This is a genomic window from Alteromonas lipotrueiana (assembly GCF_019249245.1).
Classification (GTDB): domain Bacteria; phylum Pseudomonadota; class Gammaproteobacteria; order Enterobacterales; family Alteromonadaceae; genus Alteromonas; species Alteromonas lipotrueiana.
Genome location: NZ_JAESDK010000018.1, coordinates 69,756 through 88,327 on the forward strand (window position 1 = coordinate 69,756; position 18,572 = coordinate 88,327).

The 18,572-nt window shown below is 47.5% G+C and carries 10 protein-coding genes and 1 pseudogene; 1 reads left to right on the top strand and 10 read right to left on the bottom strand.

Features of this window, described 5'->3' with window-relative positions; translation table 11 throughout:
- Positions 1-310: 310 nt before the first annotated feature.
- From JK130_RS12580 to ubiG, 9 genes and pseudogenes are all read right to left on the bottom strand, one after another.
- A pseudogene (locus JK130_RS12580) lies at positions 311-517 on the bottom strand (IS3 family transposase); the annotation flags it as partial.
- A gap of 64 nt (positions 518-581) precedes the next feature.
- On the bottom strand, positions 582-1,451 hold the full coding sequence (locus tag JK130_RS12585) for a cation diffusion facilitator family transporter (protein ID WP_218354679.1): 870 nt from the start codon (positions 1,449-1,451) through the stop codon (positions 582-584).
- Positions 1,452-1,496: 45 nt separating this feature from the next.
- Positions 1,497-4,607 (bottom strand): efflux RND transporter permease subunit, encoded by a 3,111-nt coding sequence (locus JK130_RS12590; protein WP_218354680.1) that lies wholly within the window; start codon positions 4,605-4,607, stop codon positions 1,497-1,499.
- A 14-nt stretch (positions 4,608-4,621) separates the two neighbouring features.
- On the bottom strand, positions 4,622-5,803 hold the full coding sequence (locus JK130_RS12595; protein ID WP_218354681.1) for an efflux RND transporter periplasmic adaptor subunit: 1,182 nt from the start codon (positions 5,801-5,803) through the stop codon (positions 4,622-4,624).
- Complete coding sequence (locus tag JK130_RS12600) at positions 5,796-7,091, bottom strand: TolC family protein (protein WP_018983691.1); 1,296 nt, start codon at positions 7,089-7,091, stop codon at positions 5,796-5,798. The genes JK130_RS12595 and JK130_RS12600 overlap by 8 nt, the downstream gene beginning before the upstream one ends.
- Before the next feature lie 47 nt (positions 7,092-7,138).
- Positions 7,139-7,510, bottom strand: a complete 372-nt coding sequence (locus JK130_RS12605; RefSeq protein WP_018983690.1) for a hypothetical protein — start codon at positions 7,508-7,510, stop codon at positions 7,139-7,141.
- A 696-nt stretch (positions 7,511-8,206) separates the two neighbouring features.
- Positions 8,207-12,283 (bottom strand): pullulanase-type alpha-1,6-glucosidase, encoded by a 4,077-nt coding sequence (gene pulA, locus JK130_RS12610; protein ID WP_218354682.1) that lies wholly within the window; start codon positions 12,281-12,283, stop codon positions 8,207-8,209.
- Between the two features lie 14 nt (positions 12,284-12,297).
- The gene (locus tag JK130_RS12615) at positions 12,298-12,921 is read right to left on the bottom strand and encodes a hypothetical protein (protein WP_218354683.1); all 624 of its coding nucleotides are present in this window, start codon (positions 12,919-12,921) and stop codon (positions 12,298-12,300) included.
- A 428-nt stretch (positions 12,922-13,349) separates the two neighbouring features.
- Positions 13,350-14,114, bottom strand: coding sequence for a bifunctional 2-polyprenyl-6-hydroxyphenol methylase/3-demethylubiquinol 3-O-methyltransferase UbiG (gene ubiG, locus JK130_RS12620; protein WP_218354684.1), 765 nt, complete (start codon positions 14,112-14,114; stop codon positions 13,350-13,352).
- Between the two features lie 713 nt (positions 14,115-14,827).
- On the opposite strand from ubiG, the gene JK130_RS12625 reads away from it, so the two are divergent.
- The gene (locus JK130_RS12625; protein WP_218354685.1) at positions 14,828-15,976 is read left to right on the top strand and encodes a Fic family protein; all 1,149 of its coding nucleotides are present in this window, start codon (positions 14,828-14,830) and stop codon (positions 15,974-15,976) included.
- A gap of 671 nt (positions 15,977-16,647) precedes the next feature.
- Here JK130_RS12625 and JK130_RS12630 read toward each other — a convergent pair.
- Entirely contained in the window at positions 16,648-17,847 is a 1,200-nt protein-coding gene (locus JK130_RS12630) for a hypothetical protein (RefSeq protein WP_218354686.1), read from the bottom strand.
- Between the last annotated feature and the right edge of the window lie 725 nt (positions 17,848-18,572).

Here is an 18,572-nt window from a genome sequence, read left to right on the forward strand (position 1 = left end):
AGACTAGAGGTAGGCGGGCACTCTTGGCTCCAATTTTTCCATAGGTTTTTGCGTTCGCTTTTTGTTGACAAAGACTTGGCTCATTGAGCTTATTAGGTAACCAAGCGCGAAAGCCCAAATAGCCATCTAAAACAGTGCCAAGGTAGTGTGAGCAGTCTCTTGCCATTGCGTTAAAAAATCACTCATTGTTCCCTCGTTTTTGGCGATGTTAATCCATCCCTGATTCAATTAATGGCTTTATGGATTGTTGCGTATTTATACCTTAACTATTGGGTGCGGGATCATTACATTCTGAATCGCCACTACTAACCTAGACACTTCCCAGTCGTTCTTCGTAACGATTTTCATACTCTACTGGTGACAGTAGATTGTTGGAACCATGTTTTCGTTTACTGTTATAGAACATCTCGATGTAATCGAAGATGTCGCTTCTTGCATCTTCTCTGGTTGAGTAGACCTTTTTCTTAGTTCGCTCACGCTTTAGTAACTGAAATAAACATTCGGCTACTGCGTTGTCAGAGCTAACGATTTAGGGGCTAAAAGTTGTACCAGCCCCCATTAATTAATACTGCATCATCGAATTAACTAGCATCCCGACATTCTTCGCTGGTCAGCTCAATTTCAATAGTGGTATGCGATAACTCAAACTCTTGCAGCGCGTTAGATACACTTTCTTTTAGTTTAAGGTACTCAGCCTTGGACTCAAACTGACTAACGACGTGAACGGTCGCGACATGATGATCACCATCTAGTGACCAGATATGCAGGTGATGCAGTTCGCTCACGGCATCAAGTTCAAGCAACTTATCAGTTACGTTTTGCAACAGCCTGTTGTCTGGTGACGCCTGAAAAAACAGCTTCACGGTACTGATGAGGTTTCGGATAACGTTGAACAGAATGAATAGCGTAAATCCAATAGACAGAATCGGATCCAGAACAGGCCATTCTTTGAATTGCATAACAATAGCGACAATCAGTACCGCTACCCAACCTAAAACGTCTTCCAGTAAATGCCAGTTCAGTACTTTTTCATTCAACGATTTACCACCCTGTAATTTAAAAGCGGCGAAACCATTGACCAGTACGCCAAGTATAGCCAGCGCAATCATGCCTTCTGTTTCTGGCATCTCTGGATTACTCAGACGTGGCACTGCTTCGTAAAGGATCCAGGCAGAGCCAACTATTAAAACAATGCCGTTTATCAGCGCCCCGAGTAAACTCAGCCGTCGATAGCCATAGGTAAATTCTTTCGTTGCGCTTTTTGTACCGAGTTTGTTCAGAAGCCAGGCACTGCCGATCGAGAGTGTGTCACCTAAGTCATGCACGGCATCTGCCATAATGGCGGTACTATTTGTTAACCATCCTCCAATAAACTCAATGATGGTGAAGCCAAAATTGAGGAAAAAAGCCCAGCCAATTTTTTCTGAGCTATGGGAATGTGAGTGCGCCATAAACCCTCCTGTAGCGCCCTGGATTTGACCCAGGGCTACGTTGTATTACTGTTTATCCGCTTTCCTATGTACCAGTTGGTATAAAGTCGGGAGAACGAACAGTGTAAGTAAAGTCGATGAGATAATGCCGCCTATAACCACCGTCGCGAGCGGCCTTTGAACCTCAGCTCCGGTACCTGTGTTGAGCGCCATGGGCACAAAACCAAGACTTGCTACCAAGGCAGTCATCAAAACGGGACGAAGTCTGACTATTGCACCCTCAATTACAGCGGTGTAGAGATCGCCTTTTTCAATCCACAATTGCCTGATAAAGGCGAGCATGACCAAGCCATTTAATACTGCAACGCCTGACAATGCGATAAACCCTACACCGGCAGAAATGGACAGCGGCATACCTCGTATCCACAGCGCAAGTACGCCCCCAGTCAGTGCCAGCGGCACACCGGTAAAAATGATCAGGGCATCTTTCACAGAACCAAACGCAAGTATAAGAATGCCAACGATGAGAGCCAGCGTCACTGGGACCACCCAGGACAGCCTCTTACTGGCCGATTCAAGCTGTTCGAACGTTCCACCGTACTCCAACCAGTAGCCATCCTGTAGTTCCAGTTCTGCACGCAACGTAGCTTGCAAATCTGTGACAAAACTCCCTAGATCACGCCCGCGAACGTTGGTTGTAACGACAACGCGGCGCTTGCCATTCTCCCGACTGATTTGTGCTGGCGCGGGTTTAACTTCTAATGAGGCTACTTCCTGAAGGGGCACATACCCATTGGAGGTCGGGACTGGGAGTACCTTCAACTTTTGAACGTCACGTCGTAGTTGCTCCGGAAGGCGAATCACCAGTTTAAAGCGCCGGTCACCTTCATAGATCAAGCCTGCCTGCTGACCACCAATACTGGTCGAAACCAGAGACTGGATGTCGTCGATGTTCAGGCCATAGCGCGCCATCACTTCACGTTTGGGAATAACCGATAACATAGGCAGACCAGCTACCTGTTCAACCCGGGTATCTGCAGCGCCAGGTAAACCTTGAGTTAGTGATGCAACCGAATTTGCTGATGCCAGCAACGTATCCAGGTCATCACCAAACACTTTGACTGCTACGTCGGCTCTGACACCGGAAATTAACTCGTTAAAGCGCATCTGGATAGGCTGCGTAAACTCGTAGTTATTGCCCGGTAGCGCAGTGACTGCTTTCTCAAGCTCTTTAATGAGCTGTGATTTAGGCTTGTCCGGAGTGGGCCACTCAGAGCGGGGCTTGAGCATGACGAATGTGTCGGCGACATTGGGTGGCATGGGGTCGGTGGCCACCTCTGGCGTCCCCACTTTGGCATATACCTTGTCAACTTCTTCAAAGTCGATAATGGTTTTTTCAAGGAGTTCCTGCATTTCAACAGACTGCTCTAATCCCGTGCCTGTAATACGCAATGCCTGCAGCGCGATATCACCCTCGTCAAGCTGTGGAATGAACTCAGAGCCTAATGTTGAGGCGAGCCATGAGCAAACCACAACGAGACCCAGCGCGCCTGCCAGAATAAGCGATTTGAACTTAAGCACCCACTCAAGCGCAGGTCGATAAATGGCTTTCGCCCCGCGGATAATGATGCTCTCCTTTTCGCTGATTTTTCCGCGCATAAATACGGCGATCGCAGCAGGCACAACTGTGAGTGACAATACCATCGCACAAAGCAGTGCGATTACTACGGTTGTTGCCATAGGGTGAAACATTTTTCCTTCTACGCCAGAAAGGGTAAATATGGGGAAGTACACCGCTGTGATGATACCCACGCCAAACAAGCTGGGCCGAATAACTTCAATAGTGGCGTCTTTAACCTCCTGTAAGCGTGCTTTAAGCGCCAGTATGCCACCTTGTTGTTTTTGCGCTTCTGAGAGCCTTCGAATACAGTTCTCCACGATGATAACAGCGCCGTCCACAATCAGACCAAAGTCCAGCGCCCCGAGACTCATCAGGTTGGCAGAGACCCCCCGCTGAACCATGCCGGTAATAGTCATCATCATCGCGATAGGAATAACAGCTGCTGTAATAAGGGCAGCGCGGATGTTTCCTAACAGTAAAAATAGGATAACAATAACCAGCAGTGCGCCTTCCAGCAGGTTTTTTTGTACAGTTTTGATGGCTTTATCGACCAGCGTAGTACGGTTATATACCACCTCTGCCTTAACCCATTCAGGCAATGAAGTTTGTATTTGCTTAAATTTTTCATTGGTGATCGCTGCTACTTCACGCGAGTTTTCCCCGACCAGCATCATCACAGTGCCCATCACGGTTTCTTTGCCATTACGGGTTGCGGCACCTGTGCGCAACTCTTTGCCCAAGCCTACTTCGGCCACATCTTTGACTAAAACAGGCACAGAACCTTTACTTCCTACAACAACGTTTTTGATATCCTCAATGGTTTTTAACTGTCCCGGTGAGCGAACTAACAGCTGTTCTCCATTGTTCTCTATATACCCGGCTCCAGCATTGTCATTGTTGCTTACCAACGCTTTGCGGATATCTGACATAGTCACGCCCATCTCAAGCATGTTCGCAGGATGTGGCATCACGTGATACTGCTTGTCGTACCCCCCTATGGTATTCACTTCTACCACGCCCTTAACCTGAGCGAGTTGTGGTTTGATTATCCAGTCCTGAACTTCACGAAGCGCCATAGGCGTAACGGACGAGCCATCTGGCATTTTAGCCCCTTCTTTCGCCTCCAGCGTGTAAACGAAGATTTCGCCCAGGCCAGTCGCTATCGGTCCCATCTCAGGCTCAAGGCCAGGCGGCAGAACACTTTTAAGCGTTGCCAATCGCTCATCAATAAGGTTCCGCGCAAAGTAAATGTCAGTTCCTTCTTCAAATACCACGGTAATCTGAGAAAGTCCGTAGCGTGAAATAGAGCGCGTATAGGACAAATTCGGCAAACCATACAACGCAGTTTCAACCGGAAAGGTAATCCGTTGCTCGGCTTCAAGGGGTGAATAACCAGGCGCTTCCGTGTTTATCTGAACCTGAACATTAGTAATATCCGGCACGGCATCTATCGGTAGCCGCTGATAACTCCAGATACCTATGCCGATGATGACAAGTACCATTGTTAAAAGCAGGTAGCGTCGCTCGACTGACAGGCGAACAATATTATCAATCATTTATCTCTCCCCCATCAGTGCGCGTGCGATGCGTCGGATTTTTGTATATCCGCTTTGATTAAATAGCTATTGTCGACAACATACGTTTGTCCGGCGGATAACCCTGCGACGACCTCGGAAAAGTTGTCGTCCTGCAGACCTAAGGTCACAGGTGTAGCCTGATAAGCATTGCCTTCATTCAGGAACACGACAGGCCTATTGTTAAGAGTTTGAATGGCGCGATTTTCGATTTTTACCGGTACCGTTTTTCGTTGCGAATCGACAATGCCTGTGACTAAATCGCCGGGAGAGAGTAGACCCTCCCTGTTCATTACTTTTACTAACGCAAGCTGATAGGGTTGCTCTTCGTGGGAAGGAATAATGCTGGTAATGGTACTGTCGAGTTGACGACCATTTGCGATAATGTGAACAGATTTACCTTCAGCAGCCTGTCTGCGCTGGGATGGAAACACCTTTAATTCCGCCCAGAGAACGGAGGTATCAACAATCGTAAAAAGTGGTGACGTACCGGTTAGTTCTCCGATATTCAGGTTGCGCGATACGACTATGCCATTGATTGGTGCTTTCACATCGTAAGACTGGAGGCTGTCATTCGACTGCACCTGCGCCATTGTCTCACCGGCTTTCACGGTCTGGCCAATATCAGCAAAGAGCTGCTCTACAATTCCCGTAAACCGGGCGTGAACCTTGGCACGCTGCTGTGGCGGTATAGTCAGCTGACCATAAACCTCGGTGTGCTGTTTTATTTCACCGCCCGAAGCCATTTTTGTAGTAACGCCAGCCTGACTGGAATATGCGTCATCAATCTCAGTTCGGGCTTCGTGCTTTTTCCACTCCCACGAAAAGCTATTTTCTCCCAGTGAGAGGGTAATATTCGCGAGAAATGAGTGCGGTTCAGCGATGAAGCTTGTGGACCTGAGGCCATTTTCATAGGCTTCAAAACGGATATTTTCCTGACGTCCCCCCATACGATTGAGAATAACGTTAAGACTGTCGGGGGACAGCGATTGCGAGCGATCAGCGCTTTCTGCCAGTAAATATGCCCCCTCTTTCGTATCCTGAATGCGTAATGTCAGGGATACGCTGCTATTGGTAAATGTTTTCGATTCAGCAGCATGGGATTGTTTGCCACTTGCTGCGGCATTGGCATCAGTCAGACAAAGTAGTAGTGAGATGATAACGAATAGTCTATTCATGGGTATTCCGGAATTCTTGAGTAGGAGAAGCCTGACCGGATAATCCGGTCCACTGTTCAACGAGTGACTGGTTCACTAACGCGCTTTCGCTTAATTCGATGACCTTTGCACGAGCGCGTATTAACGCATCTCTGGATGCAATCCAGTCTTGGTAGCTGTATGCCCCTCGCTGGTAACCTTCGAGCACGAGTGTGGTGGCTGTTTCAAGGTCGGGCAAAACGGTGTCGTTGATATGCTTTACAGCATCAACGGAGAAATTCAGATATTGCTGCGCTCTAAAGAGCAATGCTTTTATCTTCAGCATCTGACTGTCTCTGGCAAAGACCGCTGCTTCTTTCTGCGCCAATGCAGCTTGCAAAGCCCCCTGGTTTCTTCGTTCAGCAAAAAGCGGCGCGGATATGGCAGCGACAACAGACGTATCCTGAACCGCCTGAGTGCGCCGCACGCCAATACGCCATGAAATATCAGCACTGGCGTTACTCTCTACCAGCTTTTGTTCAGCTTCTTTTATATTGATAGTTTGAGTTAGTCGCTCCACATTTGCTGATTCAAGAAACTGTTGATACACAGCTGAATACTGCCGTTTTGGAGGAAGCTTACTCAGCGAGCCTGATACTGTGTCAATCGCCTCAGCATCTCCCTGCCAAAACAGTGCAAGTGACTGCTTGGCAATAGCCAAAGCCGTTGCGGCGGATGCTTTGTCGACTTTAGCCTGATTGAGTGCGGCTCTGGCGCGCAGAAACTCAGCTTTATTGGTTGCGCCTTTCTTTACGCGCTGTTCGACGATAGATAAGGCTTCATCAGCGAGAGAAACAGACGTTTTCGCCAATGTGAGCCGTTCTTTTGCCGCGAGTGTTTTTACATATTGTCGGGTCAGCTCGCTTAACAGCTCGAGCGACGCGACATAGCGTTCTGACTGCAATAAAGATAAATTGGCATCAGCCAAAGATACCCTTGCATTGCGCTTGCCTCCCATCTCGAAGACAGAAGAGAGTGAGACCGTCAGCTCAGCATCATTAATGCCTGATGCATCTCCTGAGCCGAGCAGGTTTTCTGCTTCAACGCCCACATTATAAGCCGGCGTGAGATTAGCCAGCCTTTTATCTGCCTCTGTAGCAGTGAGCAGCGACTGATATCGCCGTAAATCTGGGTGTTGCTGCAATGTTAAACGTGAAGCTTGTTCGAGCGTAATCGTTTTGCTCAGGGTAGCGGGTGATATGAATAGCAACACGCTACCCACGACCACTATGCACATACGCTCACAGGTACGCGAAAAAGATGAGTTCATATTGTAAATCCTGGTCAGTAACTAAAGGGGTAAAAAATGACTAGGATTTAGGCTCTGGGAGGACGATCGATACCGGGTTGCAGGTGAGACGGAGGGGATGTGCGGTGAGCAGCAAGTGCCGTCTCGCCAAGTTTTCCTAACTGGCTATCGCTATTTTGGAATAATACGATATGGGTAAAATGCCCGTGACAGGAGCAGCAGTGGTCACAGTTGTCGGGACCAGCGTTATCTACAGAATCATAATCTGGCTGACAAACATTGGTGTCCTGAACACACACTTCATGATGGGATTCTGAAGCGTTTTCGAGAAAGCTATCAAAAGCAAAAGCATCTGAGGCAAACAAAAACAACTGTGCAAACAGCATCAGGGCGGTAATCACCACCTTGCTGTTGTTTGTGTTGCTTTGATTTACTTTCATCAGGGACCCTTGAAAACGACAGGACTAAAAGTATTAAATTAAATGCGTGATGTCAATGATTGTACTGCTCTGTCTAAGATATAGGAAAAATAAAATTTAAGGGGCGGCGCAAAAGTCAGGGGAATGAATTGACTACCTCTTGGAGAAAAAATCGTTATAGACAGGATTTTCCTTTGAGCATTTTTAAATTTTGATCGTATGGAAATTTTATATATTAACACTGTTATATACTTTCAATCGGCACACACACGCTTAAATATGACAAGATATGCATGCAAAGATTTTGCAAAGCATGGAAAGATAAATTTAAGAAGCTGATTTTAATTGATATTTTAATGCGCAATACTTTCAAAATCCGTTGCCTTCGGGCGTGGCGTCCGAGTGTCGGCCCAGTCTAAAGTCCGCCCACTGGTACCATCTCTTTTCTCATCAATGAAAGAGATTACAATAAACCGACGTAAGTGTTTTTTTGTGTCTTGATTACTTTGCACGCCTTATTAGCGCACAACCTTCAAATCTGCATCGGCCGTTTTGACCGACCAAGCCCTGTTTTCACCGTTACGCAAAGCTAATCTTCGACCATGTTTAACGCCCTTTTGCTGGCTACTGCTCATGGCTTTATTAATAACCACTATCCAACACGATGAAGCGTAAGGCGGGTCAAGTCTGGTGTTCAACCCGCCCAAACGCTCTGTGCTACTGTGCGGTCTCTACACTCACCACTGGGGCACTGAGATTACTGGCGTCTATGGCAAAGCGAACAAGCTGGGTTTCGCTAACATGCAATTGGATGTTGCCAGCCCCCTGCTCCACGACAAGGGTCTCACCAACATTGATGGTGCCACCGTTACTTCCCAGATTGGGTGAAGACCAGTTGGCTTCAGATACTTTAAACTCATGGGTTCCGGCATCCACGGCAAAGATGATGGAATACACGCCCGCGCCTTCGTACTCCATGGGTCTCGACGTCCCCCAGTCACCCATAATGCCGCGTATATAAATGGTTGTATCGCCATAGGGAGGGGGGACTGCATTGGGATCTTCTGAACTTATGGTCAGCACCGGGCTATCTGCATTACTGGCATCGATCTCAAACGTGTATGCGCCATCACTTATCACGTTAAGGGTCAGGTTGTTACCGCCGTTAGTAAGTGTTGCCGATTGGCCGGCTGATACAGTAAAGCCTCCACCGATATTGGCGACATCGAAAAATTCATCAGCCAGTTTGAAGTCATAAACGCCTGTCACTAATTCAACCTCTGCACGATAAGTATCGTTACCGACATAGGCCAGAGGTTGGGAAGTGTCCCAATCGTTCATACTGCCACGCAGATACACCGTTTCGTCACCGTAAGGAGGCCGTGCCGACAAACCAACCCCCTGTGCTGATAGCTGCGGCTTAACAAAGACCGCAGTGGTCAGCGCCGGCACGCTAAAGTTGCCGTTGTTGAACGACGCGCTCTGTACCCGCTCGTCTGCCGACGCTCGTTGGTTTTGGTGCAAGGTAAAGCCAGTGGCGTTGCCGATGTAAAATTGCTGCTCTGACTGTGTTCCGTTAAACACCACCACGACAGCATCATTGTGCGGATCAATATCCTCCAGGCCAATGCCGTCGTCCAGGCTCATCACAATTAACCCCTGAACCTGTCCTTTACCCGTATTATGAAAACGAATGCGTTGCGATACATCCTCTGCGGTAGGCAGTCTGAACAGCTTACTGGTTGCCCGTATATTCAAAAATTCATTAAACAGTGACGAGGTTAGCTGAATATCTTGTGCACCAAATTGCGAATTGGGATTGGCCGAAATTTGACTGATTTCTGGCCACCGGGCCTGGTTATCTTGTGCAAGAGGTAAACCAATATTCCAATTGCTCATTGTCTTGGTGAAATCCACTCTGTTGAACCAATCGCCCGCATCGTAGGTGTTGCGATCCATTGATTTAGAACGAAGCAGGTCAGATCCCATATGCAAAAAAGGAATACCCTGGCTAAGCAAAGGAATAGACAACGCCACATTTTGCACCCGCACTCTGTCGGCAACTTGCATACCCTGCGGCAGGCCGTATTGAAGCTCGTCCCACAGCGCTTCATTGTCGTGCTTCGAAATATAATTTACCGTATCCGCAGGGTCATCACTGTAACCTGCCGGCTGACCATTCCATTCGTAATCATAGGCTGAAAGATAGGTGCCATCGGCGGCCACAAACTGATAGCTTCCCACATTGGCTACAAGGCCGATTCTGATCGTATCCTGGTCGTGTAAACTGCCGCCATTGGTGAACAATGCGGCACTGCGCACTGCCTCGCGCTGCCGGTCTGAAAACGTACCAACTTCGGTACCGGCCATATTCAGCTGTGCGGCTTGTTCGAAACGACGGTTGTTAACCACTTCACCAAAATTCCAGCCTTCGCCGTAAAAATAGGTATCAGGGTCCACCGTTCGCACTGCTTCGCGCGCATCCAGTATGGCTTGCTTTGGAATATGCCCCATTAAATCAAAGCGGAATGAATCAAACCCAAAGTGTTCGGCAAAGCTGACCAATGAGTCGTTCATCAGTTTGGCCATCATCACGTGCTCAGTGGCCGTATTTTCGCAGCAGGTCGAGTTTTCAATTCGTCCTGTAATTTCACTTAAACGCTGATAATACCCAGGTACCACTTTATCCAGTACCGAATTATCATACAGCCCTGACGAGGCGGTGTGATTATAGACCACATCCAGCACCACTCGCAGACCCATTTCATGCAGCGCCTGGTTCATGGCACGCATTTCAACAATGCGCGCTGTACCATCAGGGTCGGTGGCATAGCTGCCTTCTGGGGCCGCAAAATGGTGGGGATCGTATCCCCAGTTAAACCCGTCATAAGCGCGCATTGACTCGACCAGCGCCTGGGCCTGAGTCGTCCCTGGTGAATAGCTTTCTAGCACGTCTAATAAGGTAGCGTTGTCATTTTCTGTGCCGCACACCGGTGCTGCTGCATTAACGCTGCACAGTCGGCCGACAGTGGCAGTAATATCTACCCTGCTCTGTGCATCTTCAGGAATTGTTGCAATGTCATTGGCAGGGAGCATATGAAAGTGCGTCAGACCTGCGTTTTGCAGGGTCTGTAGATGCTGCACCGGCACCGAGTTGGACTCGGTAAATGCCATGTATTTTCCCCGGTATTCCGGGCTGGTGCTTTCATCAAGAATACTGAAATCACGGATATGGCTTTCGTAAATAGTAATGTCTTCGGGATCAGAAACCGTCGGAACAATATGGTTATCCCACCCTTCAGGTTTCAAGTCGTCGTCACTCAGGTTCACAAATTGGGTAAACCTGCCATTGGTCGACAACGACACAGAGTAAGGATCGGTGGTTTCAAGTTGCTCAATATTCTGAGTCAGAGGATGATAGACCGAGAGCTCGTAACGATAAAATTGGCGATCTAAGGTGGCTTTGTCGCCGGTGTAATGCCACACCCCAGAGCCTGGCTCTAAGGTCATCGCAACTGTGCTTTGCAGCACCTTTGCTTTATTGTATATCTTCAGGTTCACCGATTGCGCCGTGGGCGCCCACACCGATGCGCTCACATTACTACCCTGGTACCTTACACCCAGCTCGGCTTCATCGGCATCATTGGCAGTTCGTGTGTACAAATAGTCTAACACTCTTGGGGTCTGTACCCGTGTCGCATCGAGAATATTACCGTTCGCGTCGGCTGCCACGGCAACAAGCTGACCGGTTAGCATGGACTTAGCTTGCTGCTTTGTAACCTGCACCTCAAAACCCGTAAAGCCATTCAGATGCGGGTTCTTTTCATAGTGATATTGCTCGGGATTTTGCTGCTGTAACGGCAGTTGATTGGCAGAGTCCAACGCATCAACGTTTAGTAATGATACCCCGGCATTGGGCACATCAAGGCTGGCATCGTTTGAATGGTACAAAGTAACCGTTGCAGCATCGCTGTAGTCCGTAAGCCATAAAAGGGTATCGTTGTCCATCCAGTGCGCTCTTGCACCATCAAGAAATTGTGGCCGGCTGGTCACCGGGGTGTACCACAGCTCAGGATGTCCGTTAAAGGTAAATACCTGGTTGCCAAATTCGGGCTCGAAGCGGCTGTCGCCATCACCCAATGCTTTGTCGTTACCTTTGTGCACGATGAAGTTGTAACACTCTGCACCGGGCTCTACCGAAAGAATGTAATAAGCGCCGTATTCCGGATGCACCCCATCAGCGGGGTAAGGGTCGGCCCAATTACTGAAATTCGTGCTTTGGGTGGTGGCGGGCGCATAATTGCCACAGGCCTGACCATTCCACAGATGTAACCCCCAACCATCATATTGCCCGTCCTCGCGGCTGTAGAACACCGCAATTTGGTTGTCAGCTAACTCCAGTCCGGTGCCAGACTCCTCGTTTATATTTGCCCGAACGCGAAGATCAAACGATACAGCGGCTCTTTTGGGTGCAAGCCTTGCTGTGATGCTTGTGCTATCACCGGGTTTTAGTTCAGGGTTGGGTAACTCAAGATAAGGCACGCCGCTTTCTTCACCACTGGCATTAAGCAGTGTATGGCTGGTGGCATCGAACAGCAGCCGAATAGGGCCAGTAATCGTTTGGTCGCTGGTATTTTCAATACGAATGGTAGAAATGTACTCACGATTTTTCCGGTCAAACGCCGGGCGGCTTGGATAACTGGTATCAGCGGCTTGAATGTTTTGCCAATCGGCCTGTGAAGGGAAACTGGCTAATGCCAACAGGGGCAAACAAATAAACGTTAGCTTTTTCATTGCAACGGTCCTTATTACTGTTGTAATTTGCGGCGCAGTGCAACAGCACACAGGCCAAAGGCGAGCAACAATGAAGTGTGTGGCGCAGTTACTTCAACGCGCTCAGTCAATGACACATTGTCTAATGTGAAGGTTGAAGCATACGACTCGACATTGAAGCCTGGCAGAAGAGCAAAATCGAGTGAGAACCCATCGTAGCTTGCATCCAACTGGGTCGAAAATGTGCCACTTCCATCTTCAAAGACGAACAATAGTTCCTCCAGGGTCACACCGTTGTTAAGTACCACACTGAAAGCGTCGGAGAATTCGTCAGTTTGAAGATCGAAACCAGAAAAAGTCCAGTCAAATTGCAAATCCAGAAGCGCATCTGGAGACACGCTCGATAAATCCAGATCGGTAAACAAGGTGTTAGCAAATTGAGTAGAAAAAGGGCTGCCCGTACTCACTTGCGCCGCGCACTGCCCTGCCTCATCAATTATGGTAAAGCCACTGGCATCTGCAGGTTCTCCGAACCCATCAGTATCCAGCCCCCAATGAGTAAAATCGCAGGTTTGAAAATCTCCGTTAGAGATCAAATTAGCGCTGGTTTGTGTGCTCATTACCAGTAAAGTTGCTGCAATTATAGATGTAAATTTCATTGTCCCGCCCCGTCTAGTTTTGTCCAGTGTTAAAAATAAATTTTAAATTGTTAAAAATTTGTTCACGTAACCATATGTTAACCGGGACGACCAAGCTAGAGAGTTTTGTCAAGAATTGGATTGAATACGTATGCACTGCACAGGGACGAGAGGGTTGGAGCAAAAAAAACGTACATCGCGCGGTTATCAGTCCATTGGTAAACTGGAGCGCCAGCTATGCAACGAGGAGGTAAAAGTGATGGTCCTATAAGCCTTACTATGATCCTTCATTAACTAAACCGAAGAATTTCATGAAATAAGGAAACTTATAGCGGATAAAACGTGTGGCGGTCCTATCGTCTAATCTGAAGGAGTGAGCATCGTGAAAGGTAGCGTAAGCTAGTAAAGCTATCGCACTAACGCGTAAAGTTTCATTTTTTGGAGTGGGTTCATTTTTCCGAGTAATGATAGCACTGCATGTAATTCACTCGCATTCCTTTGCTGCGCCGCCATTTTTTATTTAAAGGGTTCATCGTCATGCCGCACTTGAAGGTTTTATAAAAGTCACGACCTACCCACTTGTCTAACTGACGAGGTTTTACAAACTTACGCCACGAATGAGTCCCCTTTGGCAAATAGCCCATAACATACTCTGCACCGATAATTGCCACCAAATAACTGGTAAATGTACGGTTGATTGTGGCCAGAATAAGCATACCACCTGGTTTCACCAGACGGGCACAGTCCTTTATCATTGCAGGCTGATCCGGCACATGTTCGACAACTTCAGCGTTTATGACCACATCGAACTTTTGTTCATTACCCAGCTCTTCCACCAGGCAATGTTTATAGTCGATAGCCAATCCCTGCTGCCTGGCATGGCGCGTGGCCACTTCAATACTGATACTACTGGCATCGATTCCGGTGACATGAGCACCTTCCGTAGCCATGGCTTCACAAATCAGGCCACCACCACATCCCACATCCAGAATGTTTAAATCGTGAAACGCATTATCTTTATCGTGAGAACGTCCAAAGTGATGACAAATTTCATGTAGCATCGTAACGGTGCGGGCGCGGTTAAATTCCAGCGCAGTCGTATACTCACTTTCCGGGTCCCAGCAGGACTCAGCCAGTTTATCAAAACGGGCGATTTCTTCTGCGGAATAATTTTCACTATTCCCGGCGTTACTTCTCTTACTTTTGTTCAGCATATAAAGTCTCTAATGGATAGGTCGCAACAGCGGTTTCAGCTGATTAAATTTTATACTCCAAAAGACAAGGTTTTGATTAAGGAAGGATAAACAACGGCATTTGAAACCAATATTTTTTGGCAAACCGCTCATGTTGCGCTGCGAAAAAATCCGGCATCGTTCTGGGAAAAATTTTGTACCGTGCCCCCGGCTAATTTCGAGAAGTACAGTATCTGCGCAGTCCTTGATGCGCCCTTTTCAGAATCTTACGCAAGTCTGATGCAAGACCTAATGTCGTCACGTCCTGATATGATATTCACAAACATAATACTTGGTTATCGATGCAGCCTGTGCGCTGCCGTAAAATTAAAAGGCAAAGCGAATAGGACAGTCACTTTCTTTGCTTTGAATTACCTCTGTATACGTTAACGTTGATTGACTGTCCTATATATCCCGCTCTCAACGAATACATTGTCCGGCAGGCTAATAAAGAAGATGCTTACACCGGGCATTTAAGGGAAGGACGGTTTAAGTCCCAGGCGTCATTGCTAAGAGAAATGCTAGGAGTGACTGTCCTGTATATTTCGCTGTATATTTTTTGAATGAACAACTAAAAATACGATGAGCCGAATAACAATCGACAATCGGCTCAAAAATTGATATTCAAAGGCTACTTTTGAGCCGAATAATGATTTATAATCGGCTCAATTATCGAAATCATTGAGTGTCACCTTATGTACATCTGGCAACAATCAGACTGGCCACACTTTCGATACGACAGTAAAACACTTGGACCGTTATTGAAACAAGTGCGTCTGTTACAAGGAAAACTCACCGGCCATGCCGAGCACCTTAACCACCAAGATGCGCTCGAAACGCAGATGAACACACTGGTACAGGAAGCCATCCAAACCAGTGCCATTGAGGGTGAGACATTAAATGTATCTTCGGTTCGCTCATCGGCTGCCCGGCGGTTAGGTTTGGATAACTCTGGCGTTGAGCCGGGTACCGAAGAAACGGACCAGCTGGTGGCGATGCTGGCTGACGCCGTTGCGAATGTCGATACGCCCTTAACTCAGCAAACGCTGTTTGACTGGCAGGTCAGCTTGTTCCCTACCCGGCCACTGTTCATGCCAAAAGAAGCGATCATAGGCGCGTTGTGTGAAGATGAACCCGGCCACCCTATGGTTGTGGCCTCGCGAAGAGGCAGCCGGGAAATCATTCACTTTGAAGCGCCGCCCAGCGACCTGCTACCGTATGAGGTGGACGCTTTCCTGCACTGGTTTAACCATGAGTCACAGGACATAGATGGGTTACTGCGAGCCGGGCTGGCTCATTTGTGGCTGGTCACGCTGCATCCCTTTTCAGACGGGAATGGCCGGGTCACCCGCGCCGTGGCTGACCGCGCACTGGCACAGGATGAACATAACAGCGTACGGTTCTACAGTATGAGCGCGGCTATCATGCGCCACCGCAGCAGCTACTACGATACGCTGGAGTCTACACAAAAAGGCAGCCTCGAGGTCACGGCGTGGCTTCAGTGGTTTTTAAAAGTACTGGCCGAAGCGGTACAACGCAACATCGTCCAGTTCCAGCGTACGTTGGACAAAGCCCGGTTCTGGCAGGTGTTTCAGGATGCCGGTTTAAATGACAGGCAACGTAAGGTCATCAACAGGCTATTTGATGCAGCGCCTGACGAGTTTGAGCACGGGATCAATGCCGGTAAATACAAAAGCATTGCTTCGACCAGTAAAGCCACCGCCACCCGCGACCTAGCGGCGCTGGTGGAGTTAGGTTGCCTTGTGCAACGGCCCGGTGGTGGACGCAGTACGCGGTATGACCTGAACCTTGACCTGAACCTTGACCTGACCAGTATTAGATAGCCGGTAACCGAAAAAGCGCAAATAGGACAGTCACTTTCTTTGCTTTGTATTACCGCCCTATTCTTTAGTTGAGAGTGACTGTCCTACTTGTGTGCTACTTGTATGACTTCTTGGTGATGATATTCTATCTTACTGTCCTATCTATATTCCCTACCTATATTCCTGAAAAATGAGCCAAATAGTGGTCGCTGAAGAGGGTTTGTGGACGGCTTCCTGGCACAGGAGATGAACAAGTGGCAAGCGCCTGAACTAATTGAAAATACAACGAGTGACTGTCCTACTTGGTGCTCCTACTTGGTGCTCTATTATTGCAACGAGTGACTGTCCTATTTGGTGCTGCGCGGGGGAAAAACTATTACTTATATCAGGCCTGAGCAACTGAACACCCATTTCTAGCTTCCTGACGCTGGTGTTTACAGGCCCTGAACGCTAAAAAGCCGTTTACATGTGTAAACGGCTTTTGCATTAAGTACTTATTTTATAAACGTCCGGTCAGGAACAAAATCAGTAAGACCAGTAATAAAACCCCGCCAAACCCGCCTACAAAAACGTTCTGCACTAGTGCACCTACTAGTAAAAGTAATACAACTAATCCTAAGAGACCTACTTTCATGTTTTTCCCTCGTAATTATCAATATGTCAGATGCCCCCTTAAATCAGGGGGCAAATAATTATTTCACTGAATATACACGGCGTACGGTGCCGGCACCCAGGTGACCACCCACTAAACCAGCAATTAAGCCTAAGGCGGCAGCAATAAATGCTGACCATAAGATTGCCTGCGTATAGGTAGCGGCGGTTTCTGAAGCTTTGTTCAATTCAGCTTTAGCTTCATCTACCAGTTCTTTAGCTTCTTTTTCAGCGCCTTTTACAACGGCTTCAATTTCGCTTTCAGACAAGTTAGTGTTGATTGCTAACACATCTTTAGCCATTTCAGGTTGACCAGTAATAAGATACTGACCTGCTTCAAACATAGTGTCTGAGTCTAGGTTATTTACTGTTTGGCTAACTTCTTGTGCCGAAACTTCGCTACCAGCCATTTCACTTACCGATTGGCTTACAGAGCTTTTGATACTAGCAACTTGTTGGCTCACCCACTTCTGTGCTTCTTCAGCATTTTCACTGTTGCTCCAGCTCTCGATTTTATCTTCAGCTCCCTGGATGATTGAATCTACTTCATCATCTGAAAGGTTTGTTCTTTGGGTTAATTGTTCCCGAGCCTTTTCAGTATCACCCTGGATAAGCGCGCTTGAAATAGCCGCTGAGTCTTCAGCATTCAATGATTCGATAGCCGATGTGACTTCACCTGAATTTGGCGCGCTTCCGTCCTTACCTGTTTCGCTAAGTATGCTACCCGCCTGGCGCTTAACAATCGCCGCCACGCTTGTTTTCACAGACTCGGGGATCAGGCTTCCTTCGCTAGAACTCTTTACAATCGATGCGCTGGCATCATTGGCTGTACCCAGTGCATTTCCGATAGCGTTCATTGCGCCGCCAATACCAGAAGCGCTCAACAGTACGATAAGTAATGTACCAACTGACCACACAGTCAGACCGTGTAGCGCGCCAATACGGTCATCTATTATTCCAGCCATTTTTGCTGCAATTAGCCCGCCTGCGAATGTTGCAATAATAGTACTTAGCAAGATCCATATAATCGAACCTATACCTAGCCCATTGCCCATTGCTGATAGATCCGTTGCATCGGCAATACCAACCCCAATGGCTGAACCCAGCAATAGCATGAGCCAACTTAATGTAATCATTGAGGCAACCCCGGCAAATATGGCACCCCAGCTAACACGCACTCCATCCAGAGTCGTTAAATTACCCGCTGTAGCTGCGGGTGTTCCACGCACTTCTCTTTCCATAATCAAATCCTCAATTAAACAATAAATTTGCGTTCTAAATTACGTCGCTGATTGTGTGTTCAGCATGCAGCTAACATATAAATGGCAAAACTTAAGCCAGCTCGTGCAAATTCGTGAATTATAATTGAAAGCTTTTAACTCTATAGGGTACAAGGGACAACCAGTCTCATTTCAAAATGAGCCAATTGAGCTCAGCGCGCAGAGTTACGCAACACTTACTATTTATTTAGTAATAATTACAAAAAATTTACAGTCTTATAATCAGATGATTTTAAACCATTTTTGGTATGAAAAAGTTGGGTTTAGAACTGCATCGCTAATCGAATCACAAATGGAATTGCAAGTAGGGCAGCCACTTTCCCTCTGGCTAAAACCCCCGCCCGGGCCCCGGGTTAAAAACAACTCTGAACGCCTTTGTAGTGCACGGCTCACCGGGTCAATGAGGGTATTGTTCAATACTGCGAATAAGCCTGATACGGAAAACAGATTACAAGGATAGTATTTTCCCGATGTTAACAAATTTTTTTATCAGCAATAATCCAGTCCATCTAAAAACAGAATTTTTAGATTAAAAACCTTTTTCCTAATATATTTTTCCAAACAGACTAACGATAAAACAACACTGGATGTAAGCGCATCAGTAGTTTGGAAGATACGCGGATTGACTGGTTTTCACCGTACAGATAAACACTTGATTGAGGAGCTTCGCATGAAGACCGTGTTTT

What these genes read in the sequence shown, in the direction of transcription:
- JK130_RS12630 (WP_218354686.1), bottom strand. Translation starts at nt 17,847, where the DNA reads ATGGAAAGAGAAGTGCGTGGAACACCCGCAGCTACAGCGGGTAATTTA.
- ubiG (WP_218354684.1), bottom strand. Translation starts at nt 14,114, where the DNA reads ATGCTGAACAAAAGTAAGAGAAGTAACGCCGGGAATAGTGAAAATTAT.
- JK130_RS12590 (WP_218354680.1), bottom strand. Translation starts at nt 4,607, where the DNA reads ATGATTGATAATATTGTTCGCCTGTCAGTCGAGCGACGCTACCTGCTT.
- JK130_RS12625 (WP_218354685.1), top strand. Translation starts at nt 14,828, where the DNA reads ATGTACATCTGGCAACAATCAGACTGGCCACACTTTCGATACGACAGT.
- JK130_RS12615 (WP_218354683.1), bottom strand. Translation starts at nt 12,921, where the DNA reads ATGAAATTTACATCTATAATTGCAGCAACTTTACTGGTAATGAGCACA.
- pulA (WP_218354682.1), bottom strand. Translation starts at nt 12,283, where the DNA reads ATGAAAAAGCTAACGTTTATTTGTTTGCCCCTGTTGGCATTAGCCAGT.
- JK130_RS12595 (WP_218354681.1), bottom strand. Translation starts at nt 5,803, where the DNA reads ATGAATAGACTATTCGTTATCATCTCACTACTACTTTGTCTGACTGAT.
- JK130_RS12605 (WP_018983690.1), bottom strand. Translation starts at nt 7,510, where the DNA reads ATGAAAGTAAATCAAAGCAACACAAACAACAGCAAGGTGGTGATTACC.
- JK130_RS12600 (WP_018983691.1), bottom strand. Translation starts at nt 7,091, where the DNA reads ATGAACTCATCTTTTTCGCGTACCTGTGAGCGTATGTGCATAGTGGTC.
- JK130_RS12585 (WP_218354679.1), bottom strand. Translation starts at nt 1,451, where the DNA reads ATGGCGCACTCACATTCCCATAGCTCAGAAAAAATTGGCTGGGCTTTT.